The sequence below is a fragment of the Blastococcus sp. SYSU D00813 genome (assembly GCF_054050735.1).
This window is the reverse complement of the sequence record NZ_JBJGZX010000006.1, coordinates 68,704-89,764: the sequence shown is the minus strand read 5'-3', so window position 1 is coordinate 89,764 and position 21,061 is coordinate 68,704. Positions and strand designations below refer to the sequence as shown.

General features: G+C 76.8%; 20 protein-coding genes and 1 pseudogene. 18 read left to right on the top strand and 3 right to left on the bottom strand.

The genetic code is table 11. From position 1 onward, the window contains the following. The 8 genes from ACI8AX_RS06210 (at position 1) to ACI8AX_RS06175 (ending at position 9,059) form a co-directional block, all read left to right on the top strand. Positions 1–768 carry a TIGR03936 family radical SAM-associated protein gene (locus ACI8AX_RS06210; protein ID WP_456548914.1) on the top strand — a complete coding sequence of 256 codons (768 nt, stop codon included), beginning with the start codon at positions 1–3 and terminating at the stop codon, positions 766–768. A gap of 259 nt (positions 769–1,027) precedes the next feature. Beyond that, entirely contained in the window at positions 1,028–4,237 is a 3,210-nt protein-coding gene (locus ACI8AX_RS06205; protein ID WP_456548913.1) for an Rne/Rng family ribonuclease, read from the top strand. Between the two features lie 186 nt (positions 4,238–4,423). Further along, on the top strand, positions 4,424–4,735 hold the full coding sequence (rplU, locus tag ACI8AX_RS06200) for a 50S ribosomal protein L21 (protein WP_456548912.1): 312 nt from the start codon (positions 4,424–4,426) through the stop codon (positions 4,733–4,735). 7 nt (positions 4,736–4,742) lie between these two features. After that, complete coding sequence (gene rpmA, locus ACI8AX_RS06195; RefSeq protein WP_456538170.1) at positions 4,743–5,000, top strand: 50S ribosomal protein L27; 258 nt, start codon at positions 4,743–4,745, stop codon at positions 4,998–5,000. Between the two features lie 132 nt (positions 5,001–5,132). After that, entirely contained in the window at positions 5,133–6,611 is a 1,479-nt protein-coding gene (gene obgE, locus ACI8AX_RS06190; protein WP_456548911.1) for a GTPase ObgE, read from the top strand. Continuing rightward, positions 6,608–7,744, top strand: coding sequence for a glutamate 5-kinase (gene proB, locus ACI8AX_RS06185; RefSeq protein WP_456548910.1), 1,137 nt, complete (start codon positions 6,608–6,610; stop codon positions 7,742–7,744). Before obgE ends, proB begins: the two co-directional genes overlap by 4 nt. A gap of 12 nt (positions 7,745–7,756) precedes the next feature. Next, the gene (def, locus tag ACI8AX_RS06180) at positions 7,757–8,239 is read left to right on the top strand and encodes a peptide deformylase (protein WP_456548909.1); all 483 of its coding nucleotides are present in this window, start codon (positions 7,757–7,759) and stop codon (positions 8,237–8,239) included. Positions 8,240–8,276: 37 nt separating this feature from the next. Then, a complete protein-coding gene (locus ACI8AX_RS06175; RefSeq protein ID WP_456548908.1) occupies positions 8,277–9,059 on the top strand; it encodes an isocitrate lyase/PEP mutase family protein in 783 nt (260 codons plus the stop codon). A gap of 15 nt (positions 9,060–9,074) precedes the next feature. On the opposite strand, the gene ACI8AX_RS06170 is transcribed toward ACI8AX_RS06175, so the two are convergent. Next, entirely contained in the window at positions 9,075–9,383 is a 309-nt protein-coding gene (locus ACI8AX_RS06170; RefSeq protein WP_456548907.1) for a hypothetical protein, read from the bottom strand. After that, positions 9,380–10,042: a maleylpyruvate isomerase family mycothiol-dependent enzyme gene (locus ACI8AX_RS06165; RefSeq protein WP_456548906.1), complete on the bottom strand. Its 663-nt coding sequence runs from the start codon at positions 10,040–10,042 to the stop codon at positions 9,380–9,382. The genes ACI8AX_RS06170 and ACI8AX_RS06165 overlap by 4 nt, the downstream gene beginning before the upstream one ends. A gap of 67 nt (positions 10,043–10,109) precedes the next feature. On the opposite strand from ACI8AX_RS06165, the gene ACI8AX_RS06160 reads away from it, so the two are divergent. The 10 genes and pseudogenes from ACI8AX_RS06160 to ACI8AX_RS06115 form a co-directional block, all read left to right on the top strand. Continuing rightward, positions 10,110–10,550: a MarR family winged helix-turn-helix transcriptional regulator gene (locus ACI8AX_RS06160; RefSeq protein ID WP_456548905.1), complete on the top strand. Its 441-nt coding sequence runs from the start codon at positions 10,110–10,112 to the stop codon at positions 10,548–10,550. A 40-nt stretch (positions 10,551–10,590) separates the two neighbouring features. Next, positions 10,591–11,844, top strand: a complete 1,254-nt coding sequence (locus tag ACI8AX_RS06155) for a glutamate-5-semialdehyde dehydrogenase (RefSeq protein WP_456548904.1) — start codon at positions 10,591–10,593, stop codon at positions 11,842–11,844. A 52-nt stretch (positions 11,845–11,896) separates the two neighbouring features. Further along, the gene (locus ACI8AX_RS06150; RefSeq protein WP_456548903.1) at positions 11,897–12,787 is read left to right on the top strand and encodes an AAA family ATPase; all 891 of its coding nucleotides are present in this window, start codon (positions 11,897–11,899) and stop codon (positions 12,785–12,787) included. After that, entirely contained in the window at positions 12,787–14,217 is a 1,431-nt protein-coding gene (locus ACI8AX_RS06145; RefSeq protein ID WP_456548902.1) for a vWA domain-containing protein, read from the top strand. Before ACI8AX_RS06150 ends, ACI8AX_RS06145 begins: the two co-directional genes overlap by 1 nt. Positions 14,218–14,624: 407 nt before the next feature. Next, positions 14,625–15,326 (top strand): nicotinate-nucleotide adenylyltransferase, encoded by a 702-nt coding sequence (gene nadD / locus ACI8AX_RS06140; RefSeq protein WP_456548901.1) that lies wholly within the window; start codon positions 14,625–14,627, stop codon positions 15,324–15,326. Then, a complete protein-coding gene (gene rsfS, locus ACI8AX_RS06135; RefSeq protein ID WP_456548900.1) occupies positions 15,323–15,853 on the top strand; it encodes a ribosome silencing factor in 531 nt (176 codons plus the stop codon). The genes nadD and rsfS overlap by 4 nt, the downstream gene beginning before the upstream one ends. Beyond that, positions 15,850–16,599, top strand: a complete 750-nt coding sequence (locus ACI8AX_RS06130) for a histidine phosphatase family protein (protein ID WP_456548899.1) — start codon at positions 15,850–15,852, stop codon at positions 16,597–16,599. Before rsfS ends, ACI8AX_RS06130 begins: the two co-directional genes overlap by 4 nt. 59 nt (positions 16,600–16,658) lie before the next feature. After that, positions 16,659–17,594, top strand: a complete 936-nt coding sequence (locus ACI8AX_RS06125; RefSeq protein WP_456548898.1) for a DegV family protein — start codon at positions 16,659–16,661, stop codon at positions 17,592–17,594. Positions 17,595–17,729: 135 nt separating this feature from the next. Further along, the gene (locus ACI8AX_RS06120) at positions 17,730–18,623 is read left to right on the top strand and encodes a helix-hairpin-helix domain-containing protein (protein WP_456548897.1); all 894 of its coding nucleotides are present in this window, start codon (positions 17,730–17,732) and stop codon (positions 18,621–18,623) included. Next, positions 18,620–20,692: pseudogene (locus ACI8AX_RS06115) on the top strand (ComEC/Rec2 family competence protein); the annotation flags it as partial. The gene ACI8AX_RS06120 and the pseudogene ACI8AX_RS06115, both read left to right, overlap by 4 nt. On the opposite strand, the gene ACI8AX_RS06110 reads toward ACI8AX_RS06115, so the two are convergent. Then, entirely contained in the window at positions 20,609–21,052 is a 444-nt protein-coding gene (locus ACI8AX_RS06110; protein WP_456548896.1) for a hypothetical protein, read from the bottom strand. The pseudogene ACI8AX_RS06115 and the gene ACI8AX_RS06110 sit on opposite strands and share 84 nt — an antisense overlap. Positions 21,053–21,061 lie beyond the last annotated feature (9 nt).

The following is a 21,061-nucleotide window of genomic DNA, read 5'->3' as shown; positions in this document are numbered from 1 at the left end:
GTGGCCCGCCAGCCCGACGGGCCGCCCCCGCCGCCGACGGTGCAGAAGCTGCGGCTGCGCTACACCAAGCGCGGGCCGCTGCGCTTCGCCTCGCACCGCGACCTGGCGCGCGCCCTGGAGCGGGCGCTGCGCCGGGCCGAGGTGCCGATGGCGTTCTCGGCCGGCTTCAGCCCGCACCCCAAGATCAGCTACGTGGGCGCCGCGCCGACCGGCGCGGCCAGCGAGGCCGAGTACGTCGAGATCGGCCTGACCCGGCCCTGCGACCCGGAGGCCGTGCGGGTGGCGCTGGACGCGGCGCTGCCCCCGGGCATCGACGTGGTCGACTGCGTGGCCGCCCAGGAGGGCACCGGCGGGCTGGCCGAGCGCATCGACGCCTCCGTGTGGCGCCTGGAGCTGCCGGGCGTGGCGCCCGCGGAGCTGGCGAGCGCGCTGGCGGCCTTCCTCGCCCGCGACGAGGTCACCGTCGAGCGGCGCACCAAGAGCGGCCTGCGTGACGTCGACGCCCGGGCCGCGGTGGCCGCGGCGACGGCGGGCGGCGAGGCGGGCTGTGCCATACTGACCGTGGTCGTCCGGCAGGTGACGCCCGCCGTTCGACCAGACGACGTGGTGGCCGCCCTGGCTGCCGTCGCCGACCTGCGCCCGCCGTCGCCCCCCCGGGCCGTGCGTGAGGCGCAGGGCCGGCTCGACGACACCGGGACGGTGGCCGACCCGCTCGGGCCCGACCGGCTCGCGCGAACCCGCTGCCAGGGGGAGCGCGCGACCGTCTGAGCCCGGAGCGCCCGCGCCGTCGCGCGACACGGCTGCCAGGCGTGACGCACCCGAGAGCCAGCACGACCAGCACCACCCGGTACCACCGCACCACCGGCTCCCCGCCGCGGCAACCGTCGCGCGGGAGCCGGCCCCAGACTTCGCAGGGCGGGCGATCCGCGTCAGATCCGTGGGGACGTCCGCCCCGCCCAACCCGTGCCCCTGCGCGGCCGCCGTAGCCATCGGCGCCCGGGGGCACCACACAGGAGGCGAGCCCTTCGTGGCCGACCAGGACGACGACACCACCTCGACGACGACCGAGGACACCGCAGCGGGGGAGACCCCGGCGACCGACCAGGCGCCCGCCGCCGAGCCGGGCATCGAGGCCCAGGCCGCCGAGCCGGCCGCCGCGCTCGCCGGCGACGAGGACGACGCCGTCTCGGCCGTGGCGCCCGGCGCCGCCGACCTGCCGGCGGAGGAGCCGGAGGCCGAGGAGCCCGCGGAGCCGGAGCCCGAGCCCGAGCCCGAGCCCGAGCCCGAGCCCGAGCCCGAGCCGCTGTCCCGCTTCGGGGCGCAGTTCAGCTCGCCCGAGCCCACCGCCGTGGTCGCCCGCCCCCGCCGGCGGGCCACCCGCCCGGTCGCCGCGGCCGACCCCGACGCCTACGAGCCGGCGCCCGCGGCGCCGCCGGCGGCACCGGCCTTCATCAGCTTCGTGGCCCCGGCCGAGCCGGAGGCCCCGGCACCCCGCCGGCGCAGCCGCCGCCCGCTGGCCGAGTCGCCCGACGAGCCCGAGGACACCGGCGGCGCGCCGCTGGACGAGGACGACGAGACCCCGGCCCCGCGGTCGCGCCGCAGCCGCTCCCGGCGCCGCGGCGGCTCCGTCGACACCGACGCCGCGGTCGACGCGGGGACCGAGCCCGACGCCGACGAGGCCGAGGACCGCGACGAGTCCGACGACGCCGAGGACCGCGACGACTCCGGCAGCGGCAGCCGCCGGCGCCGGCGTGGCCGCCGGGGGCGCGGCCGTGGCCGCAGCGGCGAGGACGGCGACGAGTCCGCCGACGACTCCGGCGACGACGACGAGGCGGGCGACCAGCGCCGCGACGACGAGGGCGACGCCGAGGACGACGACGCCGAGGACGCCGACGAGTCCGAGGAGGGCGCCGACGGCGAGGACGGCGACGAGGGCGAGACCGGATCGAGCACCCGCCGGCGCCGGCGGCGCCGTCGTCGCGGCGGAGGCGACTCAGGCACCGAGACGAGCACCGACGCCGACCGCCCCGAGCGGGCCGGCCGCGACGGCCGCACCACCAGCGACGACGACGTCAAGGGCGTCAGCGGCTCCACCCGGCTCGAGGCCAAGCGCCAGCGCCGCCGCGACGGGCGCGACACCGGCCGCCGCCGCGCGCCGATCCTCACCGAGGCGGAGTTCCTCGCCCGCCGCGAGGCCGTCGACCGCGCCATGGTCATCCGCCAGCGGGGCGAGCGCACCCAGATCGCCGTCCTCGAGGACGACGTCCTGGTCGAGCACTACGTCACCCAGGCGTCGGCGACCTCGTTCGCCGGCAACGTCTACCTCGGCCGGGTGCAGAACGTGCTGCCCAGCATGGAGGCGGCGTTCGTCGACATCGGCAAGGGCCGCAACGCCGTCCTCTACGCCGGTGAGGTCAACTGGGACGCCGCCGGCCTGTCGGGCAAGCAGCGCTCGATCGAGACGGCGCTGAAGTCCGGCGACAAGGTGCTGGTGCAGGTCACCAAGGACCCGATCGGGCACAAGGGCGCCCGGTTGACCCAGCAGATCAACCTGCCCGGCCGCTTCCTGGTCTACGTGCCCGGCGGCTCGATGACCGGGATCAGCCGGAAGCTGCCCGACACCGAGCGGCAGCGGCTCAAGGACATCCTGAAGAAGATCGTCCCCGACGACGCCGGCGTGATCATCCGGACCGCCGCGGAAGGCGCCTCGGAGGAGGAGCTCACCCGCGACGTCGCCCGGCTGCAGGCGCAGTGGGACGTCATCCAGAAGAAGGCCGAGGCCGGGCAGAACGGCTCCGGCGGCGGCCCCACGCTGCTGTACGGCGAGCCCGACCTGGCCATCCGGGTGATCCGCGACGTCTTCAACGAGGACTTCAAGGAGCTCGTCGTCCAGGGCGACGACGCCTGGGACACCGTCGAGGCCTACGTCGCGCACGTGTCCCCGGAGCTGGTCGGCCGGCTGCGCCGCTACACCGGCGAGGGCGACGTGTTCCGCGACCTGCGGATCGACGAGCAGCTGGCCAAGGCGCTCGACCGCAAGGTGTGGCTGCCCTCGGGCGGCTCGCTGGTCATCGACCGCACCGAGGCCATGACGGTCGTCGACGTGAACACCGGCAAGTTCACCGGCTCGGGCGGCAACCTCGAGCAGACCGTCACGCGCAACAACATGGAGGCGGCCGAGGAGATCGTCCGCCAGCTCCGGCTGCGCGACATCGGCGGGATCATCGTCATCGACTTCATCGACATGGTCCTGGAGAGCAACCGGGACCTGGTGCTGCGCCGGCTGACCGAGTGCCTGGGCCGCGACCGCACCAAGCACCAGGTCGCCGAGGTGACCTCGCTGGGCCTGGTGCAGATGACCCGCAAGCGCGTCGGGCAGGGCCTGCTCGAGGTCTTCAGCGAGCCGTGCGAGCACTGCCGCGGCCGCGGGGTCGTCGTGCACGTCGACCCGGTCGACGAGAAGCGTCGCGGCGGGAACGGCTCCGGCGGTCCCGGCGGCGGCTCCGGCGGCGGCTCCGGGTCGGGCGGGAACGGCGGCGGCGGACGCGACCGGGACCGCACCCGCGACCAGAACCGGGACCAGAACCGCTCCGAGCGGCGGGACACCCCGGCCGAGACGCCGGCCGAGCCGGCCGCCGAGACCGCCTCCGGGAACGCCTCCGAGAACGGAGAGGCGCCCGCCTCCGAGGGCGAGCCGCGCTCCGGCGGGCGCCGCAACCGCGGCCGGCGCAACCGCGGGCAGTCGGGGGAGGAGCGCGCCGCCGAGGACGCCGCGGTGCTCGCCGCCACCGGCGTGTCCGGGGACGCCGGAGCGAGCCCGTCCGGGGACGACGCGGCCGGGGAGCGGGGGGAGACCGCCGAAGCGGGCACCCCGGTCGCCACGGACGCCGTCCCCTCGGCCGACGGCACCCCGGCCGACGCGCCGGGCACCGCTCCCGAGGTGACCGCGGAGGCCTCTCCCGAGGCCCCCGCCGAGGCTCCTGCCGCCGCGCCGGCCGAGGCCGTCGCCGAGCCGGCCGAGGCCGCCGCCCCGGCCGAGGCTCCTGCCGCGGAGCCGGCTGCCGCGGAGCCACCCGCCGCCGGCGCGACGGTCGAGCAGCCGGAGGACGAGCCCGACGAGGACGACGTCCCCGCCGGTGCCGGGCCCGACGAGCCCGCCGCCCCCGCGGTGGTCGCCGGGGGCCGCCCCCGGCGCCGCCGGGCGGCCAGCCGGCCGGCCGGACCGCCGGCCTCCTAGCGTGCCGGGCCGCCGGGACCGCGTTCGACCCGGTCCCGGCGGCTCGGGTACGCTGGTCGGGTTGCACCGCCACGGGCAGCGCACCGCACGGTGCCGCTCAGGAGGCGCGTGCAGCCCGTCCCGCACCCCGCGCCCCCGCGGGCGTGCGCCCAGGACAGACACGAGCACGCGATCGAGGAGTCAGTGGTGTACGCAGTCGTCAAGGCCGGTGGCCGGCAGCACAAGGTGGCCGTGGGCGACCGGTTCACGGTCAACCGCCTGGCCGGTGAGGCGGGCGACACCGTTGCGCTGCCCGCGGTCCTGCTCGTCGACGGTGACACCGTCACCACCGACGCGGCGGCGCTGGCCGGCGTCACGGTGACCGGCGAGATCGTCGGCCACGGCAAGGGCCCGAAGATCCGCATCCACAAGTTCAAGAACAAGACCGGCTACCACAAGCGCCAGGGGCACCGTCAGCCGCTGACCGACGTGGTCGTCCGCGACATCACGAAGGGCTGACGACGACATGGCACACAAGAAGGGCGCCTCGTCCTCCCGCAACGGCCGCGACTCGAACGCCCAGCGCCTCGGCGTGAAGCGCTTCGGCGGCCAGGTCGTCAAGGCCGGCGAGATCATCGTCCGCCAGCGCGGCACCCACTTCCACCCGGGCCTGGGCGTCGGCCGCGGCGGCGACGACACGCTGTTCGCGCTCGAGCCGGGCGCGGTGACCTTCGGCACCCGCCGCGGTCGCAAGACGGTCTCGATCACGGCCGTCGAGGCCTGAGCAAGGACCCCGCTGCCCCCCGCCCCTCGCAGGCTCGGGGCGGGACCCTGCAGCGAGGCCGCACGAGCGCACGGGCCGCCCGGCCCGTGCGCTCGTGGCGCTTGACAGGCAGATAGAGGAGGCGGCGCGGACATGGCCGCTTTCGTCGACCGCGTGGTCATCCACGTCGCCGCCGGCAACGGCGGGCACGGCGTGGCGTCGATCCACCGGGAGAAGTTCAAGCCCCTCGGCGGGCCGGACGGCGGCAACGGCGGGAACGGCGGCGACGTCGTGCTCGAGGTCGACCCGAACGTGCACACGCTGCTGGACTTCCACCACCGGCCGCACCAGAAGGCCGGCAACGGCCGCCCCGGCGAGGGCAGCAACCGGCACGGCGCCCGCGGCGAGGACCGCGTGCTGCGCGTCCCGGCCGGCACCGTCGTCAGCACCCCCGACGGGCAGGTCGTCGCCGACCTCGTCGGCGCCGGCACCCGCGTCGTGCTGGCCCACGGCGGCAAGGGCGGCCTGGGCAACGCGGCGCTGGCCAACGCCCGCCGCAAGGCCCCGGGCTTCGCGCTGCTCGGCGAGCCGGGCGAGGCGTTCGACGCCGTCATCGAGCTCAAGAGCATCGCCGACGTCGGCCTGGTCGGGTTCCCCTCGGCGGGCAAGTCCTCGCTGATCGCGGCGATGTCCGCGGCCCGGCCGAAGATCGCCGACTACCCGTTCACGACGCTGGTGCCCAACCTCGGCGTGGTCCGCGCCGGCGACGTCGCGTTCACGATGGCCGACGTCCCCGGCCTCATCCCCGGCGCCTCGGCGGGCAAGGGCCTGGGCCTGGAGTTCCTCCGGCACATCGAGCGCTGCGCGGTGCTGGTGCACGTCGTCGACATGGCGACGTTGGAACCCGGCCGCGACCCGGAGACCGACATCGAGGCGCTGGAGCACGAGCTCGCGGAGTACAGCGGCGAGGAGCTCGACCTGGTCGGCCGGCTGCGGATCGCCGTCCTCAACAAGATCGACGTGCCCGACGCGCGGGAGCTCGTGGACCTGGTGCGCGGCACGCTCGAGGAGCGCGGGTTGCAGGTCTTCCCGGTCAGCGCCGCCACCGGCGAGGGCCTGCCCGAGCTCGGCTACGCCCTGGCCGCGGCCGTGGAGCAGCACCGGGCCTCGCTGCCCGAGCCGGAACCGGTCCGCGTGACGCTCACCCCGCGCGCGGTCGACGACAGCGGCTTCACCGTCGAGCGCGACGACGAGGACGGCTTCGTCGTCCGCGGCGTCAAGCCCGAGCGCTGGGTCCGGCAGACCGACTTCACCAACGACGAGGCCGTCGGGTTCCTCGCCGACCGGCTCAACCGGCTCGGCGTCGAGGACGCGCTGGCCGAGGCGGGCGCCGTCGAGGGCGACGCGGTCACCATCGGCGACGTCACCTTCGACTTCGTGCCGACCCTGCCGGCCGGCACGCTCTCGGTCGAGGAGACCGCCGGCCTCGGCGGCCGCGGTACCGACGCCCGCATCGACGCCCCGCACCGCGTGCGGGCCGCCGAGCGGCTGGCCGCCAAGAAGGCCCGCCGGGTGCCCTTCGAGCTGACCGAGACCTGGTCCGACGACGACCTGCCCGAGGATGACCGGTGAGCCGGCGGGAGCAGATCGCCGGCGCGCGCCGGGTCGTGGTCAAGGTCGGCTCGTCCTCGCTGACCACGCTGCCCGGCGGGCTCGACGCCGCCAAGCTGACCGCGCTGGTCGACGTGCTCGGCGCCGTGCGCACCGGTGGCCGGGAGGTCGTGCTCGTCTCCTCCGGCGCCATCGCCGCGGGGCTGGCGCCGCTGGGCGTCGAGGGCCGCCCCCGCGACCTGGCCACCGCCCAGGCCGCGGCGAGCGTCGGGCAGCTGCGGCTGGTGCAGACCTACGCCGACGCCTTCGACCGGCACGGGGTCACCGTCGGCCAGGTGCTGCTCACCGCCGACGACCTGACCCGGCGCAGCCACTACCGCAACGCCCACCGCACCGTGGACCGGCTGCTCACCCTCGGCGTCCTCCCGATCGTCAACGAGAACGACACGGTGGCCACCGAGGAGATCCGGTTCGGCGACAACGACCGGCTGGCCGCGCTGGTCGCCCACGTCGCGCAGGCCGACGCGCTGCTGCTGCTCTCCGACGTCGACGGCGTCTACGACGGGGACCCCCGCACCGGCCCGGCGCAGCTGATCGACACGGTCACCGACGCCGCCGACCTGGCCGCCGTCACCCTCGGCTCGGCCTCCCGCAACGGCGTGGGCACCGGCGGCATGGCCACCAAGGTGGAGGCGGCGCTGATCGCCGCCCGCGCCGGCGTGCCCGTCGTCGTCACCTCGACCGTGCAGGCGGCCGCGGCGCTGGCCGGCGAGCGGGTGGGCACCCTCTTCCTGCCGTCGGGCCGCCGTCCCTCGGCGCGCCAGTTCTGGTTGCGCTACGCCAGCCGCCCGCGTGGCCGCCTGGTGCTCGACGAGGGCGCGGTGCGGGCGGTCCGCGAGCGCAACGCCTCGCTGCTGGCCGCCGGGATCACCGGTGCGACCGGCGACTTCCTCGCCGACGACCCGGTGGAGCTGGTCGGGCCCGACGGCGTCGTCGTCGCGAGGGGGCTGGTCGCCTACGACGCGCACGAGCTGCCGGCGCTGTTCGGCCGCAAGACCGGCGACCTCGACCCGGAGTACCGCCGGGAGGTCGTCCACCGCGACGAGATGGTGCTGGTCGGCCCCCGGCCCCCGAAGCCGCTCACGCCCGCCTGAGAGACTGCCGCGGTGACGATCCGCCCGATCCGCGAGCTCGGCGACCCGGTGCTGCGCACCCCGGCCGACCCGGTGCGCGCCTTCGACAAGGAGCTCGCCGCCCTCGTCCGTGACCTCGAGGAGACCGTCGACCACCCCGGCCGGGCCGGGCTGGCTGCTCCGCAGATCGGCGTGAGCGCCCGCGTCTTCAGCTACAACATCGACGGCGTCATCGGGCACGTGGTGAACCCGCGGCTGGTCGAGCTGTCGGAGGAGACCCAGGACGGCGACGAGGGCTGCCTGTCGGTGCCGGGCATCTGGGCGCCGACGGTCCGGGCGATGCACGCCGTGGTCGAGGGCTTCGACGTACACGGCGAGCCGGTGCGGGTGCCCGGCAGCGGGCTCATGGCCCGCTGCCTGCAGCACGAGGTCGACCACCTCGACGGCAAGGTCTTCCTCGACCGGCTGACCGGCGACGCCCGCAAGGCCGCCTTCCGCGCGCTCAACGCCCGCTGACCTGCACGGTCCCGGCCGGGGCTCGTACGGTCGGGGCGTGACCGACCTCGCCAGCCGCGCCCGCACCCTCCTCGACCTGCACACCGCGCCGGAGATCCTCGTCCTCGCCAACGTGTGGGACGTCGTCTCCGCGCAGGTGGTCGCCGCCACCGACGGGGTGCGCGCGCTGGCCACCGCCAGCCACGGCATCGCCTCGACCTTCGGCTACGAGGACGGCGAGAACATCCCGCTCGACCTGCACCTGGACATGGTCGGCCGGATCACCGCCGCGGTGGACCTGCCGGTCAGCATGGACATGGAGGCTGGCTACGGGGACGCGGGCGAGACCGCCCGGCGGGCGATCGAGAAGGGCGTCGTCGGGGGCAACCTCGAGGACCAGATGAAGCCGCTCGACGAGGCCGTCGCCGCCGTCGAGGCGGTGCTGCGGGCCGGCCGGGACGCCGGGATCGACTTCGTGCTCAACGCGCGCACCGACACCCTCCTCCGGGCCCCGCAGGGCGCCGACCGCGGCGAGCTGGTCGCCGAGACGATCCGCCGCGGGCGGGCCTTCCTGGAGGCCGGCGCCCCGGTGGTGTTCGTGCCCCGGCTGGTCGACCGCGACGAGATCGCCGAGGTCGTCGAGGGTCTCGGCCGCAACAGGCTGACGCTGATCAGCGTGCCCGGCGCCTCGCTGCCCGCCCGCGAGATGCAGGAGCTGGGCGTGGCACGGGTGTCGACCGGCCCGTTCACCCAGCGCGTCGCCCTGACGGCGCTGCAGGACGCCGCCGCCGACATGGTCGCCGGCGGCGTCCTCCCGGCCGGTACCCGCGCGCTCAACTGAGCGCGCGGCCCGTGCTCAGACGGTGACGCCGCCGGCCGGGACGACGAGGCCGCGGACGTCGAACGGCGTCACGACCGCGGGCGGGGCCTCCGCGCCGGCCAGCACCTCGGCGACCACGGGCCCCACGAGTTCGCGCCCGGCGCGCTCGAACTCCTCCTGCGACCGCCACACCTCGATCACCTCCACGCCGTCCCCGCTCCGCCGGGCCAGGTGCACCAGCAGGCCCTCGACCCGGCCCGCCGTCCGCTCGAGCCGCCTGCGGTGCACCTCGTCGTACACCTGCAGCGCGGGTCCGGGGACGTGCGTCGTCACCGCGTAGGTCATGTCGTCCTCCTCGTCCCGTCACGGCGGCCCGGTGCCGCCGCGAGCTCGCGGGCCCCGTCGCCCTCGAGGCGCTCGAGCGCGGCCGCCGTCCGCCCCGTGACGAGGAGCAGGACGGCCCCGGCGGGACCGTGCACCCCGGCGGGGCCGTCGCCGAGGGTGAGGTCCGCGTCGTCCGCGGTCAGCCGGTAGCCGGCCAGCCGGCGCCGGGCGCCGAAGGGGAAGCTCGTCGCCCAGGCCGCCCGGGCCGCCGCGGCGGAGGCCTCCGGCGGCATCGGCCGGCTGCGGCCGAGCGGGACGGCGATGTCCTGCCCGTGCACGAGGACGTCGAGCAGCGGCTGGACCGGCCGGAGGAACGGCGCCATCCGCCGGGAGCCCACCATCGCGCGCAGCCGCCCGGCGCACTCCTGGGGCGAGAGTCCGCGCGCCCGGAGGGCCGAGTCGCGGATCATCCGGTCGAAGCTGCCGCCGGCGCGGATCCCCGCCACGGCGGCGTCCCACAGCCCCATGTGCGCCTGGGTGAGGTGGACGGCGACGTCGCCGACCCGCCACGCGTCGCACAGGGAGGGCGTCTCCCACTCGGCCGGCGTGAGCTCCTCGACGAGGTCGGCGAGGCTCGCGCGCTCGGTGTCGATGCAGCGCCAGATGCTCTCGGTGTCCATGGCCGCCCCCGGCGAGTTGGTAAGATGTTCTGACAGTCTCGTCAGAGAGCCTGACCATCGTCAAGGGGTGAGCGTGACCACGGAGCCCAACCTGGGACTGCTGTGCTTCTTCCCCTACCGGGCGCTGGAGACCCGGGTGCTGGAGGCGCTGGCCGAGGCGGGGTTCGACGACATCACGCTGGCCCAGGGCCGCATCGCGGCCCGCGTGGGCGAGGACGGCACGCGGCTGACCGACCTCGCCGCGCAGGCGCAGGTCACCAAGCAGACCGCCGGCTTCCTCGTCGAGCAGCTGGAGAAGGCGGGCTACGTGCACCGGGTGCGCGACCCGAGCGACGGGCGGGCGCGGCTGGTGTGCTTCGCCGAGCGCGGCCGGGCCGCCGTCGCCGTGGCGCGTCGGGTGGAGGCCGAGGTCGAGGCGGAGTGGACCGCCCACCTCGGGGAGGACGCCGCCCGGGCGCTGCGGGAGTCGCTCACCCGGTTGCGCGAGGTCACCGACCCCTGGCGCTGAGCCGCCGGTGGGGCTCCGCCTGCGCGCTACCCTCGCGGGCGTGTCCGACGTCGCCTCCCTGCCGCTGATCGGGGCCGCCGCGCTGCGCGCCCGCGCCGCCTCGCGGGTGCTGCGCACGCTGCCGACCGACGTCAAGGACGCCGCCCTCTCCGCCATGGCCGACGCCCTGGTCGAGCGGACCGACGAGATCCTGGTGGCCAACGCGGCCGACGTGGAGGCCGCCGCGGCCGAGGGCACCGCGGAGTCGGTGCTCGACCGGCTGCGGCTGGACGCCGGCCGGGTGGCAGGGGTCGCCGGCGCGCTGCGCGAGCTCGTGGCGCTGCCCGACCCGGTGGGCGACGTCGTCCGCGGGTCGCGGCTGCCCAACGGGTTGCAGCTGCGCCAGGTGCGGGTGCCCTTCGGCGTGGTCGGCATCGTCTACGAGGCCCGGCCCAACGTCACCGTGGACGCCGCGGGGCTGTGCCTGAAGAGCGGGAACGCGGCGCTCCTGCGCGGGTCGGCCTCGGCCTTCCGCACCAACACCGCGCTGGTCGCCGTCCTCACCGAGGCCGCGGAGAAGGCGGGGCTGCCGGGCGGGTCGATCGAGCTCCTGCCGGCCGACCGCGCGTCGGTGGGGGAGCTGCTGGGCGCCCGCGGCTTCGTCGACGTGGTCATCCCGCGCGGCGGGGCCTCGCTGATCCAGCGGGTGGTCACCGAGGCGAAGGTGCCGGTCATCGAGACCGGCGTCGGCAACTGCCACGTCTACGTCGACGCCTCGGCCGACCCGGCGATGGCCGAGGCGATCGTGCTCAACTCCAAGACCCACCGGGTCAGCGTCTGCAACTCCGCCGAGACCCTGCTGGTGCACCGCGACTTCCCGGCCCTTCCGCGCCTGCTGTCCGCGCTCGGCCAGGCGGGCGTGACGATGCACGGGGACGACGCCGTGCAGGCCTCGTTCGGCACCGTCGTCCCCGCGACCGACGAGGACTGGGCCGCCGAGTACCTGTCGATGGACATGGCGGTCCGCGTCGTCGACGACCTCCCGGCCGCGCTGGAGCACATCGCGCAGTGGGGGAGCGGGCACACCGAGGCGATCGTCGCCGACTCCGCCCGCGCGATCGCCGAGTTCACCGCAGGCGTCGACGCGGCCGCGATCATGGTCAACGCCTCCACCCGCTTCACCGACGGCGGCGAGTTCGGCTTCGGCGCCGAGATCGGCATCTCCACCCAGAAGCTGCACGCCCGCGGGCCGCTGGGCCTGCCGGAGCTCACCTCCACCACCTACGTCGTCACCGGGGACGGTCACACCCGCTGACGCGTCCCGTCCGCTGACCGGGGTGCCGGTCGACCCGCCCGACAGGAGCCCCATGCCCCGCCCGCCGACGCAGCTGCCGCAGTTCTCCTCGGTCTCCGACGTCGCCAAGCGGCTGTCGGCGGCGGGTTACCTGCCGGACAAGCAGATCGCCACCACCGTCTTCCTGGCCGACCGGCTGGGCAAGCCCCTGCTGGTCGAGGGACCGGCCGGCACCGGCAAGACCGAGCTGGCCAAGGCGCTGGCGGCCGCCACGGACGCCGAGCTGATCCGCCTGCAGTGCTACGAGGGCCTCGACGAGGCCCGCGCGCTCTACGAGTGGAACTACAAGAAGCAGCTGCTGCGCATCCAGGCGTCGCAGGCCTCGCCGGACGGCGCGGACTGGGAGACCGTCCACGACGACATCTTCGGCGAGGAGTTCCTCCTCGCCCGGCCGCTGCTCACCGCGATCCGGCGGACCGAGCCGACCGTGCTGCTCATCGACGAGACCGACAAGGCCGACGTCGAGGTCGAGGGCCTGCTGCTGGAGGTGCTCAGCGACTTCCAGGTCACCATCCCCGAGCTCGGCACGGTCGCGGCCACCCGCCGGCCGACCGTCGTCCTCACCTCGAACGCGACGCGGGAGCTGTCCGAGGCGCTCAAGCGCCGCTGCCTGTACCTGGCGCTGGACTACCCCAGCGCCGAGCGCGAGCGGGAGATCGTGCTGTCGCGGGTGCCCGACCTGGCGCCGGGGCTGGCCGACCAGCTGGTGCGCACCATCCGGGCGCTGCGCGCGCTGGAGCTGAAGAAGTCGCCGTCGATCTCCGAGACCCTCGACTGGGCGCAGACCCTGCTGGAGCTGGGGCTGGACACCCTCGACGAGACGGCGATCGGCGAGACGCTCGGCGTGGTGCTCAAGCACGCCAGCGACCAGGAGCGGGCCGCGGCCGAGCTGCGGCTGAACTGATGACGGCGCCCTCGGCGCCCGCCCCTCCCGGCGGGCTGGCCGGCCACCTCGACGGGTTCGTGCGCGCCGTCCGGGAGGCCGGCATCCCGGTCGGGATCAGCCAGGCCGTGGACGCCGCCGAGATCCTCACCGTGGTCGACCTGCTCGACCGGGAGCAGCTGCGCCACGGCCTGGCCGCGGTGCTGCTGCAGCGCGGCAACCAGCGGCAGATCTACGACACCCTGTTCGACCTGTGGTGGCCGCTGGGCGACCGGCCGGTCGTCGTGGCCGAGGGGGACGGCGAGGACGCCGACGGCGAAGCGGTCACGCTGGACGCCCCGGACGGCGACGGCGACCTCGACCCCGCGGCGCGGCTGCGCGAGGAGCTCGCCCGGCTGCTGGCCGAGGGCGACGAGGCGGAGCTCGCCCGCTTCGCCCGCCGGGCGGTGGCCCTGCTGGGGCAGACCACGCCGTCGCCGTCGGGGCAGTCGTGGTTCAGCTACCGGGTGATGCGCGCGCTGTCGCCGGACTCGCTGGTCACCTCGCTGCTCGAGGGGCTGCTGGCCGGCGGCGAGCGCGGGGGGATGGCCGAGCAGGTGGCCCGGGGCGAGGTCCGGGAGCGGCTGAAGTCGTTCAAGGACGCCGTCGACACCGAGGTCCGCCGCCGCCAGGCCGACGAGCGCGGCCGGGACCGGATCGCCAAGAGCGCCGTGAAGCCGCTGGCCGACCAGATCGACTTCCTGCGGGCGCAGCAGGGCGACCTGGCCGAGCTCCGGCGGATGGTGGCGCCGCTGGCCCGCCGGCTGGCGGTGCGGCTGTCGGCGCGGCGGCGGATGGGCCGCGAGGGCCGGCTCGACTTCCGCAAGACGGTGCGCGCCTCGCTGGGCACCGGGGGAGTGCCGGTGGTGACCCACCACCGGCCGCGGAAGATCCACAAGCCGGAGCTGGTGGTGCTCTGCGACATCAGCGGCTCGGTGGCCGGGTTCAGCCACTTCACGCTGATGCTGACCCAGGCGTTGCGCGAGCACTTCTCCGGCGTGCGGGCCTTCGCCTTCGTGGACTCCACCGACGAGGTCACCCGGTTCTTCTCCCCGGGGGCCGACGTGGCCGACGCGATCCGCCGGATCGGCCGGGAGGCCGACGTGGTCGCCTTCGAGGGGCACAGCGACTACGGCAACGCCCTCGAGGTGTTCGCCGACCGCTGGCCGACGGTCGTGGGCCCGAAGACGTCGCTCATGGTCCTCGGTGACGGCCGGACCAACTACCGGCCGCCGGGCCTGCCGGTGCTGGCCGACCTGGTGCAGCGGTCCCGGTCGGCGCACTGGCTCAACCCCGAGCCCCGGCGCCTGTGGGGGAGCGGCGACTCCGCCGCACTCAAGTACGCCGAGGTCGTCGACATGGTGGAGTGCCGCAACGCCGCGCAGCTGGCGGACTTCGTCACCACCCTCTGAGCTGAGTCGACCTCCCGAGCCGGGGTCCCGAGCCTCCTGAGCCGACCTCCTGAGCCGACCTCCTGAGCCGACCTCGCGAGCCGACGCGGGAGCCCGCGGGCGCGCCGATCCGCCGGGGTGGCCGTAACCGCGGCGGCCGGCCGCCGTTGGAGCAGCACGGGTGCCGGGGACGTCCCCGGCGCCGGTCCCCAGCCCGTCCGGGCCGGGGACCGGCGGTGACCGGCTGCACGGGGGAGCCGGTCGCGCGGAGCACCTGACCCCGGCCGGGGCCCTCCCCGGCGCCCACGTCCGGGGCCGGTCGCAGCGGCTGGCCCCGGACGCCGCCGGCCCCGGCCCGCCGCCTCGCCCGAGCGCGGTGGCGGGGCCCGATTAGTCTCGATCGGGTGGCGGGTGGTCGGGTCGGTGTCATGGGTGGGACGTTCGATCCCATCCACCACGGTCACCTCGTGGCCGCGAGCGAGGTCGCGGGCCTGTTCGGGCTCGACGAGGTCGTCTTCGTCCCCACGGGGCAGCCGTGGCAGAAGGAGGACCGCGACGTCAGCCCGGCGGAGGACCGCTACCTGATGACCGTCATCGCCACCGCCTCCAACCCCCGCTTCTCCGTGAGCCGCGTCGACGTCGACCGGGGCGGGCCGACGTACACGATCGACACGCTGACCGACCTCCGGGCGCAGCGGCCCGACGCGGAGCTGTTCTTCATCACCGGCGCCGACGCGCTGGCCCAGATCCTCAGCTGGCGCGACAGCGACCGGTTCCTGGAGCTGGCGCACTTCATCGGCGTGACCCGGCCCGGCTTCCAGCTGGCCGACGGCCACCTGCCGCAGGGCACGGTGAGCCTGGTGGAGGTGCCCGCGCTGGCGATCAGCTCCACCGACTGCCGCGACCGCGTCGGCCGCGGCATGCCCGTCTGGTACCTCGTGCCCGACGGCGTCGTGCAGTACATCGAGAAGCGAGGGCTCTACCGGTCCGGCCCGCGGCCCGGCGGAGCCGGGAACTCCCGGCCGTCCGCGGACCGGCCCACCTACGACCGTCCCTCAGCCGGCGGCCCCGCCACGGCCCCACCGGCCGGCGCCACGCCGGCCACCGATCCCCAGGAGGTACCCCGATGACCGCCTCGGTCGAGGCGCGGGAGACCGCTCAGCTGGCCGCCCAGGCCGCCGCCGACAAGCTCGCCACCGACGTCTCCATCGTCGACGTGAGCGACCGGCTGGCCATCACCGACGCCTTCGTGCTCGCCTCGGCGCCCAACGAGCGGCAGGTGCAGGCCATCGTCGACGAGGTCGAGGAACGGCTGCGCCAGCACGGCGTGAAGCCGGTCCGCCGCGAGGGCGTGGCCGAGGCCCGCTGGGTGCTGCTCGACTTCGTCGACGTCGTCGTCCACGTCCAGCACGCCGAGGAGCGCGCGTACTACGCGCTCGAGCGGCTGTGGAAGGACTGCCCGACCATCCCGTTCGTCGACCGGGACGCCCCGCCGGCCGCCGACGGCGCGGCTGCGGCGGCGCCCGCCGGCGCCCCGAGCGGGACGCTGTCGGCCGACGACGTGGACCCCGGCAGCGCGGACCCCACGGCGCTGGCCCCCGAGCCACCCGCCGGGGACGAGGGGGACCCCGCGTCCGACGCGGCCACCGGGCGGTGACCGGCGCGCCCGAGCCGCCGCCCGCGCGGGTGTCGCGCCTGGTCCTGTGGCGCCACGGGCGCACCGGGTGGAACGCCGAGGGGCGCTTCCAGGGCCAGCAGGACCCGCCCCTGGACGCCGAGGGCCGCCGCCAGGCGGCCGTGGCCGCCGGGCACCTCGTCTCGGGGCTGGGTCTCACGCCGGAGGGCACCGTCGTGGTGTCCAGCGACCTGAGCCGGGCGGTGGAGACCGCCACGGCCCTGACCGAACGGCTGGGGCTCCCTCTGCAGGTCGACGCCCGCCTGCGCGAGCACGGCCTCGGGCGCTGGGAGGGCCTGACCCGCGACGAGGTCGCCGAGCGGCACCCCGAGCAGTACGCCGACTGGCTCGCCGGCCGGCCGGTCCGCGACCGTGGCGGCGAGGAGCCCGCCGCCGTCGCCGCCCGCGCGCTGTCGCTGGTGCGGGACCTGCCCGGGTCCCGGGTCGCGGTGCTCGTGACCCACGGTGGCACCAGCGGCCGTCTGCTGGAGGCGCTGCTCGGCCTCGGGCCGGAGAACCGGCGGCTGTTCGGACCGCTGGCCAACTGCGCCTGGAGCGAGCTGGTGCCGCAGGGGTCGCGCTGGCGGGTGCTGCGGCACAACTGGTCGCCGCCCGCCGGCGAGGGTGCCGGGCCGGCGCGCGGGGGCACCGTGCGCGGGGCGCCGGCCGACGGCGCGACCCCGGACGGTGCGCCGCCTCCCGCCCAGGACGCCGACGCGGTCGGCTGAGCGTGTCCCGCAGGGGGCGGTCCGGCAGTCGTCCAGGGCGGTCGGGCTAGCCTCGCGGGATGCCGGTCGCCGTGGTCACCGATTCCACGGCCTACCTCCCGGCCGAGCTGCTGGAGCGGCACGGCATCGAGGTCGTCCCGCTCTACGTCGTCCTCGCCGGCCGGTCCGGGCGGGAGGGCGCCGACATCTCCCCGCAGGACGTGGCCCGCGCCCTCGGGACGCGCGGTCAGCAGGTGTCGACCTCCCGGCCGACGACCGGCGACTTCGTCGCCGCCTACCGCCGCTGCCTGGACGCCGGTGCCGACCGTGTCGTCTCGGTGCACCTGTCGGCCGAGCTGTCGGGCACCTGGGACGCGGCCCGGATGGCGGCGGCGCAGGTCGGCGAGCACGTCGTCACGGTGATCGACTCGCGGTCGGCCGCCATGGGGACCGGCTTCGCCGTGCTGGCCGCCGCCGCGGCCGCGCAGCAGGGCGCCGACGCGTCCGCCGTCGCCGACGCCGCCCGCGCCACCGCCGCCGGTACCCGGACCTTCTTCGTCGTCGACACCCTCGAGCACCTGCGCCGGGGCGGGCGGATCGGCTCGGCGGCCTCCTTCCTCGGCACCGCGCTCGCGGTCAAGCCCGTCCTGCACGTGGCCGACGGGCGGGTCGTGCCGCTGGAGAAGGTGCGGACCTCCGCGCGTGCCCTCTCCCGGCTGGTCCAGCGGGTGGTCGAGACCACGGGCGGCCGGCCGGTGGACCTCGCGGTGCACCACCTCGCCGCCCCTGAGCGGGCCCAGCGGCTGGCGGCCGACCTGCGCGGGGCCCTCCCGCGCATCGGGCAGCTGCTGGTGAGCGAGCTCGGCGCGGCGATCGGCGCGCACGTCGGCCCGGGCGCGGTCGGCGTGGTCGTCTCGCCGCGCGCCACCGGGGACGACACGGACGACGACCCCGGTGAGGGCCCGGGTGGCGGCCCCGCTGAGGGCACGGACGGCGGCAGGGACCCGGCGGGCTGATCGGCTGGACGGCACGGGGGGGACCCTGCTCCCTCCGGACGACGGGACCCGCCTCGTCGTCCACAGGCGGGTGCCCGGTCCACAGGCTCTCCCGGACCCGCCGCCGTGCTCGGGCGGCTGCCTAACGTCCGCCGGGTGCGCCTCTCCTCCCGCCGTGCCGACGACGCCGACGTGATCCGGGCCCGGCTGCGGGTGCTCCTCGACGAGGGCCGCCGCGGCGGCGGCTGGCTGCCCGACGACCTGCCCGGGGCCGACGGCCCCACTGGTCGCCGGCGCACCCCGGAGCCCGCCAGGGGGCCGGCCGACGACGACCTCGACGGCGACCTCGCCGGCGATGCGCCCGACCGCGACGTCGTCCGGCAGACCGAGGACGTCGACGGCGTCCCGGCCGGCATCGGCCGGCACCGGGCACCGGGGTCGGCCGTGCGGGTCGCCCCGGCTCGCTCCAGCGTCCGGGCGCTCGTGGTCACCGGGGTGCTCGGCGCCCTGCTCCTCGTCGGGTGGACCGTGCTCGACCGGCCGCGGACCGAACCGGTGGACGGCAGCACGGCGCCGGCGAGCGCCCCCGGGCAGGCGCCGGCCACCCCCTCGGTCGGGCCGGCGGCCGAGTCGGCCTCGACCGTCACGGTCTCGGTCGTCGGACGGGTCGCCCGACCGGGCCTGGTGGTGCTGCCGGAGGGCTTGCGGGTCGCCGACGCGATCGCCGCGGCGGGGGGTCTGCTGCCCGACGCCGATCCCGCGGCGGTCAACCTGGCAGCGGTCCTGTCCGACGGTCAGCAGATCGCCGTCGGGGTCCCCGGCGCCGCGGTGCCGGCCGGAGGGCCCCCGGCGGCCCCCGGCCGGGTGTCGCTGAACGCCGCCGGTGTCGCGGAGCTGGACGCGCTGCCGGGCATCGGGCCGGTCCTGGCCCAGCGCATCGTCGACCACCGCACGGAGAACGGCCCCTTCACGTCGGTCGAGCAGCTGGAGGACGTGCCGGGCATCGGACCGGTCGTCTTCGACGAGCTGGCCGACCTGGTGACCGTGTGAGCGGATCGCCGGCTAAGGGCGACCGGCGGTGGACGTGGACCGACCTGCGGCTGGCCCCGGCGGCCGCCGTCGTCTGGGCGACCACGCTGGCCGGGCCGCTGGCGCCCTGGCCGGCGCTCGCGGGCATCGCCCTGGCCGCCGCCGGAGCCGCCGTCCTGCTCGTGCGGTCCTCGGCATCCCGGCGCTCGTCCGTGGTGGCGGTGGCCCTCGCCGCGTTGGTCCTGGTGGCCGCGGGCACGGCCGTCCGCACCTGGGCCCACGAGGCCTCGCCGCTGGCGGCCGCGGCCTCGGGTGCCGGCACGGTGGTGCTCGAGCTGCAGACGACGTCCGACACCCGGCGGATCACCGGCGTCGGGCCCCCGCGCGTGGTCGTGGAGGCGACGGCCACGCTCCTGTCGTCCGGCGGCGGAGCAGGCGCAGCGCTCGACGACCGGGTGGTCGTCTTCGCCGAGGCGGAGGGCTGGGCCGGGCTGCTCCCCGGGCAGACCGTGCGGACCCGGGCCGTGCTCGGGCCCGCGTCCCCGGCCGACGGCGTCGTCGCGCGGGTCTCGGCGCGGGGTCCGCCCGAGCTGACCGGGGACCCGCCGTGGAGCCAGCGTGCCGCGGGTGGGCTCCGCGCCGCCCTCGCGGCTTCGGCGGCCCGGGTGCTGGAGCCGGCCGCGGCGGGGCTGCTGCCCGGTCTCGTGGTCGGGGACACCAGCGGCATGGACCCGGTCCTCGAGGAGGACTTCCGGCGGGCCGGCCTCTCGCACCTGACCGCCGTGTCCGGGGCCAACGTGGCGATCGTCCTCGCCGGGGTCCTGGCGCCGCTGCGCCGGCGGGCGGTCGACCGCCGGGTCCAGGCGCTCGTCGCCGCGGTGGCGCTCGTGGGGTTCGTGCTCCTGGCCAGGCCGACCGCCAGCGTCCTCCGCGCGGCCGCGATGGGGGCGGTCTCGCTGGTCGCACTGGCCTCGGGCCGGTCGCGGGCCGCGGTGCCGGCGCTGTGCGCCACCGTCGTCGTACTCCTGCTGGTCGACCCCCGGCTGGCGCGGAGCGGCGGCTTCGCCCTCTCCGTGGCCGCCACCGCAGCCATCGTGCTGCTGGCGCCGTCGTGGTCCCGGAGGCTGCGGAGCCGCGGCGCTCCCCGGCTGCTCGCCGACGGGGTCGCGGTCAGCGCCGCCGCCGGGCTCGCGACCGCGCCCCTGGTCGCCGGGCTGTCCGGGCTGGTGAGCCTGGTGTCCCTCCCGGCCAACCTGCTCGCGGCGCCCGCGGTCGCCCCGGCGACGGTGCTGGGGCTGCTCGCGGCGGTCACCGGTCCCGTGGCCGCGCCGCTCGCCGACGGCCTCACCTGGCTGGCGGGCTGGCCGGTGCGCTGGCTCGTGGTCGTCGCCCGGTCGGCCGCCGGCCTGCCGGACGCGGCCGTCGGCTGGCCGGCCGGCACGCCGGGGGCCGTGGTCCTGGCCGGCCTTTTCGTGGCCGCCGCGCTCGCGCTGTGGCGGTGGCCGCGGCTCCGAGGGCTGGTGCTCGCCCTCACCGTCGGCGCCGTGCTGGTGGGCTGGCCGCTGCGCCAGGTGACCCGGGGCTGGCCGCCCGACGACGCGGTCCTGGTGGCCTGCGACGTGGGCCAGGGGGACGCGCTGGTCGTGCCGACCGGCCCGGGGGAGGGCGTGCTCGTGGACGCAGGCCCCGACGTCGGGGCGGTGGACCGCTGCCTCGACCGGCTGGGCATCGACCGGCTGCCGCTGGTCCTCCTGTCGCACCTGGACGCCGACCACGCCGGTGGGCTGGCCGGGGCGCTGGCCGGCCGGGACGTCGGCGTGGTCGCCACCGGGACGCTGTCCCCGGCCGACGACCGGGCCGCGGCGCTGCGCGGCGCCGTGGACCGGGCCGGCGCGCGGCGCGAGGTGCTCGTGCCGGGCGACCGGCGCCGCGTGGGGCCGGCCACCGTCGACGTGCTGGCACCCGCGCCGGAGATCGCCACGCGCAGCGCCGAGCCGAACGACCTGTCACTGGTCGCCCGCGTGACGGTGCGCGGCCTGCGCGTGCTGCTCACCGGCGACCTCAGCGCACAGGCCGAGCAGCGGCTGATGCGCCGGGGCGTCGACCTGTCGGCCGACGTGCTGAAGGTGCCGCACCACGGCAGCGCCGACAACGACCCCGCCTTCCTGGCGGCCAGCGGTGCGCAGGTGGCCATCGTGTCGGTCGGCGCCGACAACACCTACGGCCACCCCACGCGCCGGCTCCTGGGCTGGCTGGCCGGCGAGGGCATGCGGGTCTACCGCACCGACCGCTCCGGGGACGTCGCGGTGACCGGGACCGGGCGGCGGTGGGCCGTCGTCCCGCGCGGGGTGTCCCGCGACGCTGCGGCGGCCCCGGCGGCCGACCCCGACCTCCACGCTGCGCCGCAGCCGGCCGGCGACGCCGTCGCGGCGCGGCGGGAGCGTCGGCACCGCGTGACA